A 1,176-nucleotide genomic window follows, 5' to 3' on the forward strand; every position below is an offset into this window, starting at 1 on the left:
TAAGTAAGTCGGCGTGAGAAAACCAAACTATGTAAAGATAAGTAAATACGGAGAAGACATCTACCAAGGTGATAGAGATATGGGTGCTCGTTTGAGGGTATTTTTAACTCGTAAGCAAGACGAAATGCTGTTAAAGCTGAGAACTGTGGATGTGCCACAGAAAGTTAAAGACCGAGCAGAGGTAGTGAGGTTAAATGCACATGGTTGGTACGTGGAAAAAATAGCAAATCATTTTAATTGGACTCCACAAACAATCAGGGAAGTATTACATAAATGGCAGAAACTAGGGCTGGAGGGACTTTGGGAATTACCAGGTAGAGGTGGAAAAACCAAGTACACAGAAGAAGACATAGTTTATCTGGAAGAATGCTTGAAACAAGAACCCCGAACATATAACAGCTGTCAACTAGCTGAAAAACTCAAGAGTGAACGCCAAATTGAAATGAGTCCCGATAGGTTAAGACGGGTACTCAAAAAAAGGGGGTCATTTGGAAACGAGCCAGAAAGAGCCACAAAGGAAAACAAGACCCGAAAACTAGAGAAATTAAGCAAGCAGACTTAGATATGTTGGAATTGTCTGCCGCTGCGGGAGAAATAGACCTGAAATATTTGGATGAATCAGGTTTTTGTATGTGGAGTGAGCCAAGTTATACATATTACCAACGAGGTGAGCAAAAACATTTAGAGCAAACAAAGCGTCGTGGACGCAGATTAAGCATAATTGGGCTTCTTCAACCTTTAATCAGCTTTGTTTACGGCTTAGTTATTGGCGGAGTGAATCGCAAATCTTATATCCAAATGATGGAGCATGAAGCCCAAGAGGCAGAAAAATTGGGACGTATCAGAGTAATAGTACAGGATAACGGTCCCATACACCGATGCCAAGAAGTAAAACAGTTGTGGTCAAAGTGGGAATGTCAGGGTTTATACATCTTTTTTCTGCCTAAATATTGCTCAGAGATGAACCCAATTGAATTGGAGTGGCAGCATCTGAAAAAAGATGAGCTATCGGGACAAATGTTTGAGGACGAGTTAGACCTTGCTTATGCCGTTATCAATGGGGTGAATGCTAGGGGAGAAACCAGAAAACATAGTACAGAACGTATTAAATTTAACAATAATACTAATTGTTAAATTTCCGTTACATAGTTATAAATTTCCCCGCCGACTTACTTA

Annotated in this window: 1 protein-coding gene; it reads left to right on the plus strand. The window is 40.1% G+C overall.

The window, feature by feature from the left end; translation table 11 throughout:
- Positions 1 to 79: 79 nt before the first annotated feature.
- Positions 80 to 1,134, plus strand: a protein-coding gene (locus IQ237_RS25955; protein WP_228020723.1) for an IS630 family transposase whose coding sequence is annotated in 2 segments (ribosomal slippage) — positions 80 to 472 and positions 475 to 1,134 — 1,053 coding nt in all. Because the reading frame shifts where the segments join, the coding sequence is not laid out codon by codon here.
- Positions 1,135 to 1,176: the final 42 nt, after the last annotated feature.

It is taken from the genome of Sphaerospermopsis sp. LEGE 08334 (genome assembly GCF_015207205.1).
In the GTDB taxonomy this organism is placed as follows: domain Bacteria; phylum Cyanobacteriota; class Cyanobacteriia; order Cyanobacteriales; family Nostocaceae; genus Sphaerospermopsis.